The sequence below is a fragment of the Microbacterium sp. SA156 genome, from assembly GCF_049065455.1.
Classification (GTDB): domain Bacteria; phylum Actinomycetota; class Actinomycetes; order Actinomycetales; family Microbacteriaceae; genus Microbacterium; species Microbacterium barkeri.
Window position 1 is genome coordinate 24617 of record NZ_JBAKGU010000023.1, and the last position, 6241, is coordinate 30857.

General features: G+C 71.6%; 7 protein-coding genes. 6 read left to right on the forward strand and 1 reads right to left on the reverse strand.

Features of this window, described 5'->3' with window-relative positions:
• The 5 genes from ACOWU6_RS16005 to galE all read left to right on the forward strand — a co-directional run bounded on the left by ACOWU6_RS16005 (position 1) and on the right by galE (position 4955).
• Complete coding sequence (locus ACOWU6_RS16005) at positions 1–1134, forward strand: glycerate kinase (RefSeq protein WP_421076315.1); 1134 nt, start codon at positions 1–3, stop codon at positions 1132–1134.
• A gap of 26 nt (positions 1135–1160) precedes the next feature.
• Positions 1161–2555: an allantoinase AllB gene (gene allB, locus ACOWU6_RS16010; RefSeq protein WP_324014206.1), complete on the forward strand. Its 1395-nt coding sequence runs from the start codon at positions 1161–1163 to the stop codon at positions 2553–2555.
• Positions 2556–2597: 42 nt separating this feature from the next.
• Positions 2598–3050, forward strand: a complete 453-nt coding sequence (locus ACOWU6_RS16015) for an NUDIX hydrolase (RefSeq protein WP_421076316.1) — start codon at positions 2598–2600, stop codon at positions 3048–3050.
• Between the two features lie 180 nt (positions 3051–3230).
• Entirely contained in the window at positions 3231–3893 is a 663-nt protein-coding gene (locus tag ACOWU6_RS16020) for a thymidine kinase (protein WP_271173930.1), read from the forward strand.
• Between the two features lie 42 nt (positions 3894–3935).
• A complete protein-coding gene (gene galE / locus ACOWU6_RS16025) occupies positions 3936–4955 on the forward strand; it encodes a UDP-glucose 4-epimerase GalE (RefSeq protein ID WP_271173929.1) in 1020 nt (339 codons plus the stop codon).
• A gap of 62 nt (positions 4956–5017) precedes the next feature.
• Here galE and ACOWU6_RS16030 read toward each other — a convergent pair whose 3' ends face one another.
• Positions 5018–5785, reverse strand: coding sequence for an HAD-IIB family hydrolase (locus ACOWU6_RS16030; RefSeq protein WP_271173928.1), 768 nt, complete (start codon positions 5783–5785; stop codon positions 5018–5020).
• A gap of 156 nt (positions 5786–5941) precedes the next feature.
• Between ACOWU6_RS16030 and ACOWU6_RS16035 the strand changes: the two genes are divergently transcribed.
• Positions 5942–6094, forward strand: coding sequence for a hypothetical protein (locus ACOWU6_RS16035; RefSeq protein WP_271173927.1), 153 nt, complete (start codon positions 5942–5944; stop codon positions 6092–6094).
• Positions 6095–6241: the final 147 nt, after the last annotated feature.

The window sequence follows — 6241 nt, forward strand, 5'->3', positions numbered from 1 at the left end:
GTGCGCATCGTCATCGCCCCCGACAAGTTCAAGGGGTCGCTCAGCGCGGAGCAGGTCGCGCAGGCCGTCGCCGACGGCCTGCGCGACGAGCTCCCCGACGCGGAGATCGACCTCGCGCCGGTCGCCGACGGCGGCGAGGGCACGGTGGACGCGGCGGTCGCCAACGGGTTCGCCCGGCACGGGGCGGTCGCGTCCGGGCCCCTCGGCGACCCGGTCGCGGCGACGTGGGCGCAGCGCGACGACCTCGCCGTCATCGAGATGGCGACGGCCTCGGGCCTCGAGCTCGTGCCCGAAGCCGAGCGCGACGCGCTGAGGGCGTCGTCGCGCGGCACGGGCGACCTGATCCGGGCCGCCCTCGGCCGCGGTGCACGCCGGCTCGTGCTCGCGGTCGGGGGATCGGCCTCCACCGACGGGGGAGCGGGCATGCTCGCGGCCCTCGGTGCGCGCCTCCTCGACGAGGAGGGGCGCGAGGTGCCGGATGGCGGTGCAGCGCTCGCGCGCGTCCGCCGCGTCGACCTGTCGGGGCTCGATCCCCGGCTCGTCGGCGCGGAGGTCGTCCTCGCGAGCGATGTCGACCATCCGCTGCTCGGGGCGCGCGGTGCGGCGCGCGTCTTCGGGCCGCAGAAGGGAGCATCGCCCGCCGACGTCGAGACCCTCGACGCCGCGCTCGCGGTGTTCGCCGACGCCCTCGAGGCCGCATCGGGCGTCGCTGCCCGCGACCTGCCCGGTGCAGGCGCGGCCGGCGGCGTCGGCTTCGGCGCTCTCGCGGCGCTGCGCGCTCGACGCCGTGCGGGCGTCGACGTCGTGCTCGACCTCACCCGTCTCGCCGACCGTCTGCGGGGGGCGGACCTCGTCGTGACGGGTGAGGGCTCGCTCGACGAGCAGAGCCTCGGGGGGAAGACGCCGCTGGGCGTCGCGCGCACGGCGGCGGCCGCGGGGGTGCCCGCCGTCGCCGTGTGCGGCCGGACGCTCCTCGGCGAGGAGCGCTGGCGGGAGGCGGGGTTCGCCGCGTGCTACGCGACGAGCGACCGCGCCGTCGACGCGGCGGCGAGCATCCGCGACGCCGCCATCCACCTGCGCGCGATCGGCCGTGACATCGCCGCGCAGCATCTCGCGGCCGTTCCGCGAAACTGATGAGAGACCATTCGAAAGGAGCGACGATGTCGTCGCAGACCGAACACAGTGCAGAGTCGACAGCCGCCTCGACGCTTCCCCGCGAGCGCTACGACCTCGTGATCCGGGGCGAGCGGGTGCTCACGACCTCGGGCGTGCGCCCGCGCGAGGTGGGCGTGCGGGATGGCCGGATCGTGGCGCTCCAGCCGCTCGGGAACGCGCTCGAGGGCGACGAGGTCGTCGAGCTGGCAGCGGGGGAGACCCTCATCCCGGGCCTCGTCGACACCCACGTGCACGTCAACGAGCCCGGCCGCACCGAGTGGGAGGGCTTCGCATCCGCGACGCGCGCCGCAGCCGCAGGAGGCGTGACGACGATCATCGACATGCCGCTCAACAGCATCCCGCCGACGATCGACGTGCCGGCCCTCGAGGAGAAGCGCGCCGTCGCGCGCGACCAGGTGCACATCGACGTGGGCTTCTGGGGCGGCGCCGTGCCCGGCAACACGTCGTCCCTGCGCGACCTGCACGACGACGGCGTCTTCGGGTTCAAGTGCTTCCTGCTGCACTCGGGCGTCGACGAGTTCCCGCCGCTGGACGCCGACGAGATGGAGCACGACATGCGCGAGCTCGCGTCGTTCGACTCCGTCATGCTCGTGCACGCCGAGGACTCGCGCGCCATCGACCGCGCGCCCTCGCCCGAGGGCGACGACTACGCGAAGTTCCTCGCCTCGCGCCCCCGCGGTGCCGAGAACATCGCGATCGCCGAGGTCATCGAACGCGCCCGCTGGACGGGGGCGCGTGCGCACATCCTGCACCTGTCGTCGTCCGACGCGCTGCCGATGATCCGCTCGGCGAAGCGCGACGGCGTGCGGCTCACGGTCGAGACCTGCCCGCACTACCTGACGCTCACCGCCGAGGAGATCCCGACGGGCGGCACGCAGTACAAGTGCTGCCCGCCGATCCGCGAGGCCGGCAACCGCGAACTGCTCTGGGAGGGCCTGCAGGACGGCACGATCGACTTCATCGTCTCGGACCACTCCCCGTCGACGCTCGACCTGAAGGACCTCGAGAACGGCGACTTCGCGGTGGCATGGGGCGGCGTCTCCTCGCTGCAGCTGGGGCTGTCGCTCGTCTGGACCGAGGCGCGTCACCGCGGCATCGACTTCGAGACCGTGGTGTCGTGGATGAGCGACCGGCCGGCGCAGTTCGCGGGGCTCACCGGCAAGGGCCGCATCGCGCCCGGCTACGACGCCGACTTCGCGGTGTTCGCCGACGACGACGCGTACGTCGTCGACGTCGCGAAGCTCCATCACAAGAACCCGATCACGCCGTACGCGGGCCGCGCGCTCTCGGGTCTCGTGCGCCGCACGTACCTGCGCGGTCAGGTCGTCGACGGCAGCACCCCGCGGGGGCAGCTCCTCCGCCGCGGCATGATCGACTGACGCACGGCCGCCGGATGGCGGCTGCGGCTAACATGGCTCGACGTGCCCGTGAACCCCGCAGCCGCCATCCGACCCTCCTCGGCGACGGCGTCGTCCGCCCCGCGGATCACCGTCGCCGCGATCGCCTTCCTGCGAGCGGATGGCGCGGTGCTGACCGTGCGCAAGCGCGGCACGCGCGCGTTCATGCTGCCGGGCGGGAAGCCGGAGGTGGGGGAGAGCGCGGTCGACACGGCCATCCGCGAGGTGCGCGAGGAGCTCGGGCTGGAGATCGCGCCCGCCGACCTGCGCCTGCTGGGCACCTTCGCGACCCGTGCGGCCAACGAGGCCGATCACGCGCTGCTCGCCACCGTGTTCTCGACCCGCACTCCGGTCGAGCCGGTCGTGCAGGCCGAGATCGACGAGCTCCGGTGGGTCGTCCCCGTCGAGGCGGTGGACGATCCTTCGCAGGCGCCGCTCAACCGCGAGCACGTGTTCGCCCGCCTCGCCGTGCTCTGACCGCCCACCTCCTTCGTGAGACTAGCGTCGGGCGTCGAGACTGGCGTTCCCCGCACTGGTCTCGGCGACGGGCGCTGGTCTGGATGGCGGGAGGCCGCCGCGCGGGGCGGCAGCCCGCCGAGCGGGGCGCCGACCGCCCGCCGCGCGGCGCTCTGACCGCCCGCCGACTACACTCGTCCGGTGGCCAAACTCTACTTCCGCTACGGGGCGATGAACTCGGGCAAGTCCACCGCCCTCCTGCAGGCCGCGTACAACTACGAGGAGCGCGGGCAGGCCGTCCTCCTCGCCAAGCCCGCGATCGACACGAAGGGCGCCGACCAGATCGAGTCGCGCCTCGGCGTCACCCGCACGGTCGACTTCCTCATCGATGCGGATGACGATGCCGGCGAGCTCTTCGCGCGTCACCGTGAGCACGTCCGTCGCGAGGCGAGCCGCGCCCTGTTCGCAGGAGACCGTCCGCGCGATGTCGCGTGCCTGCTCATCGACGAGGCGCAGTTCCTCACGCCCGCGCAGGTCGATCAGGTGTTCCGCATCGCCGTGCTCGAGGACATCCCGGTGATGGCGTACGGCATCCGCACTGACTTCCGCACGCAGGCGTTCCCTGGCTCGCGGCGACTCCTCGAGATCGCCCACGCCCTCGAGGAGCTGAAGACGATCTGCCGCTGCGGCCGGAAGGCGCTCTTCAACGGCCGCAAGGTCGCAGGGCGGTTCGTGTTCGACGGGGACCAGGTGGCCATCGACGCCGAGGGCGCCGCCGTGCGCGACGAGCACTTCGTGACCTACGAGTCGCTGTGCGGCGTCTGCTACCTCGAGGAGTCCGGCGGCGTGCTCACGCCTGCATGATGCATGTTGACGTCAACATGGCCGGAGCCGTAGCCTGAGGGCATGCGAGTACTCCTTGCCGGCGGAGCCGGATACATCGGTGCGCACACTGCGGTGGCGCTCGTCGAAGCCGGCCACGAGGTCGTGCTGCTCGACAACCTCGACAACACGAGCGACGTCGTCGCCTCGCGCATCGAGCAGATCACGGGGACGCCCGTGGCGCTCGTCGTGGGCGACGCGGCCGACGACGAGGTCGTGGGGGCGGCGTTCGCCGAGCACGGGCCGTTCGAGGCGATCATCCACTTCGCCGCGCACAAGGCGGTCGGCGAGTCGACCCAGAAGCCGCTCGAGTACTACGCGAACAACCTCGACTCGACGTTCGCTCTGCTCCGCGTGGGGCTCGCCAACGGCATCCGCTCGTTCGTCTTCTCCTCCACGGGGACCGTCTACTCGAACCCGGCCGACCTGCCGTTCCGCGAGACGGGCACGCGCGACCTCGTCGAGCTCTCGAACCCGTACTCGAAGAGCAAGCTCATCAACGAGGTCATCCTCGCTGACGTGCAGAAGGTGAACCCCGAGCTCAACGTCACGCTGCTGCGCTACTTCAACCCGGTCGGCGCGCACGAGTCCGGTCTCATCGGCGAGGACCCGCAGGGCATCCCCAACAACCTCATGCCGTTCGTCGCACGCGTGGCCGTCGGCTCGCTGCCCGAGATCAACGTCTTCGGCGACGACTACGACACCCCGGATGGCACGGGCCTGCGCGACTACATCCACGTCGTCGACCTCGCCGAGGGGCACGTCGCGGCGCTCGAGAAGGCGCAGCCCGGGCTCGCGAGCTACAACCTCGGCACGGGCCGCCCCGTGAGCGTGCTCGAGCTCATCGCGTCGTTCGAGAAGGCCGTCGGCCGCGAGCTGCCCAAGGTGATCGCGCCGCGACGCCCGGGCGACATGGCCGCGACGTACTGCGACCCGGCGAAGGCCGAGTCGGAGCTCGGATGGAAGGCGCGCTTCGGCATCGACGACATGACGTCGAGCGTCTGGAACTGGCAGCAGAAGAACCCGCGCGGCTACGCCAGCTGACGCGCCATACGACGAAACGGCCTCCGGATGATCCGGGGGCCGTTTCGTCGTCTGGCGGGCGCTCAGACGCGCACGGGGAGTGCCGGGATGAGCTCCTCGAGCTTCTCGACGGTGTCCTCCCAGCCCGTCACCGAGACGCACGCGACGCCCATCGCGAGGACGGGGTAGTCGTTGCCGTCGGCGTCGAGCCGGTCGCCGTAGAAGAGCATGTCGTCGAGGTCGATGCCGGTCTCCTCGGCGAGCTGGCGCATGCCGTAGGCCTTGTCGATGCCCTTGCGGGTGATGTCGACGGAGGTCGAGCCGCCCGAGCGCACCTCGAGGTCGGGCACGCGCGCGGCGACGGCGTCGCGCAGCGCGGACTTCTTCTCGCTCGTCGGGTCCCACGCCTTCTTCGCGTCGACGGGCGCCTCCTGGCCGAGGGCGGAGAACGTGATCTGCGAGCCGCGGTCCTCGAGGATCGGACCCCAGGTCTGCGTCTCCCAGAAGCCGAGGCGCTTGGCCTCCTCCTCGACCGCGGCGAGGGCGCGGCGCTTCTCGTCGTCGGTGAGCTCGCGCGCGTACACCGCCGAGAAGTCGTCGCCCGTGTGGCGGAAGTACTGGGTGCCGCACGTCGGCAGGAGGTGGATGTGCGAGAGCGCCTCGGGAGCCTCGGGGAGTCGGTCGACGACCTGCATGCGGAACTGCTGGATCTGCCCGCCCGAGATGATCGCGACCTCGACACGCTCCGCGAGCGCGATGAGCAACTCGCCGATCCGCGGCTCGATGGGCGACTTCGAGGGAGCGAGGGTGTCGTCGAGGTCGAAGGCGACGAGGCGGGGCGTGGCAGGCATGTCTCTCCGGATGTCGGATGGGGCACGAACCGGACAAGCCTACGCGACACGCCCTGAGAACGCGGGGAGGGATGGTCCCGGTCGACCCGCGTAATGAAACGGCCGCTCGCGCGTCTCATGAGCAGGGGAGGGATCCGCGGACGGAAGGGGAGAGGCATGAGTGCCGATGAGATGGCCCACATCGCGTCGATCGTCGCGCTCGCCGCGTCGGCCGCCGGGGGTCTGCTCGTGCTGATCAGCGCCTTCGTCGTCGGCCGCACGCGCCGGCGCACGGCGGTGCCGCGGCGCCCGGGCGGTCGGCGCGCCTGAGGGTTATAGGCCAAAAGGAGTGGATGGGTTCTCGATCTAGCCGCGGAATCTCGCGGTAGAACGGGGATCGCTATGGTCCGCGACCCTTAGTCGTGGGCCTTGCGACGAACTCGACCACCTGTCTGGTATGCGGCATCAAGCTCGTCA